The following is an 837-nucleotide window of genomic DNA, read 5'->3' as shown; positions in this document are numbered from 1 at the left end:
TCTTTACACTCTCTGTCATATTCGAACTTGGAATTGTCAAACTTCCAGTCAAAACCATTTCTTATGGTACTATTTGGATATCCATGACCTCTGACAAGTGTTACAGTATCATTCCAGTAGTTTATTGTCACCTTGGCGTAGAGCGAATTTGGATAAAGATACATGACATGCTTGTGGCTAGTTATCGCATCAAACTCTCTCTGTGTGACATACTCGTTGTGTAATACAATCACCTTGTCATACTGATCCAATACATGTGGATTTTTGTCAATGTCGATGTCTGTGATGGTGCCATATCCAAGCGACTTTAGCACCTTTACTCCGTTAGAGCTGTCCACTAACGTATGGATACCATCACGTATCTTTACAGTAAGACAACCATTACACTCTCCTCGGTAATGTGCATAGAATCCTTTTTCAGAGTATGCACTAGACGTAAGAACAGGTATTACAACTACTGATTTTCTGGTCTCGTTAAATACTGATACACTTTTCATATCTTTGTTCATTTTTGAGACAAAAACATCATTCATTTTTATGACATCATTTTTTATCAAGTATCTTATTGTTCCAACATAGTCCTTGTCAGAGACTAGACCTGTGCTCCAAAAGTATGATATGTTCTTGAATTCCTGCGGTGTCTCTTGTTTGGTGTGATTGCTTGTAACAGCATATCTTATTGGTACAACTTTATTTTCTACTGACCATTTTATAATGTTAACAAATTCTTCCTCTGAGATTTTTCCATCATGCCAAAGGTTGGCATCTTTTTTGATCCATTGTGGTATTGATTCTTCTTGATGGTGCAAGAAAGGATGTAATGCCAGTAATGCAATT

The 837-nt window shown here is 36.7% G+C and carries 1 protein-coding gene; it reads right to left on the bottom strand.

What is annotated here, in order from left to right; genetic code table 11:
- Positions 1-837, bottom strand: an 837-nt coding sequence (locus DYY66_RS10220; RefSeq protein WP_166288944.1) for a hypothetical protein, incomplete at both ends; no start/stop codon positions are given.

The sequence above is a fragment of the Candidatus Nitrosotalea sp. FS genome (assembly GCF_011319475.1).
In the GTDB taxonomy this organism is placed as follows: domain Archaea; phylum Thermoproteota; class Nitrososphaeria; order Nitrososphaerales; family Nitrosopumilaceae; genus Nitrosotalea.
This window is presented reverse-complemented; position numbering and strand designations above follow the sequence as displayed.